This is a genomic window from Tepidibacillus infernus (assembly GCF_048898065.1).
Classification (GTDB): Bacteria; Bacillota; Bacilli; order Tepidibacillales; family Tepidibacillaceae; genus Tepidibacillus_B; species Tepidibacillus_B infernus.
The window spans coordinates 1-259 of record NZ_JBLWFI010000043.1; the positions used below are offsets into that span (position 1 = coordinate 1).

Sequence of the window (259 nt, forward strand, 5' to 3'; positions counted from 1 at the left end):
ATAACGAATCTCTCCCTCCAAATATTTCTTTGTCATTTGATCTATTGCAAATTTTATTACTAGTATACCATCTTCAAGGCATACTTCACCCTTATATTCATAATAATTTTCACAATGAGGACATATCATTGGGTCTCTTCTTCCACTTGCCACTATTCTTTCCCTCCACGTCTGACGACGTAAGGTCTTTTTAATTTTCACAATCCATTTTCTTGCTTTTTCTTGCCATACAGTGAGTATTTTTTTGCTTATTGTTTTG

Annotated in this window: 1 pseudogene; it reads right to left on the reverse strand. The window is 33.6% G+C overall.

What is annotated here, in order from left to right:
- Window positions 1-259: pseudogene (locus TEPIDINF_RS14915) on the reverse strand (IS91 family transposase); the annotation flags it as partial.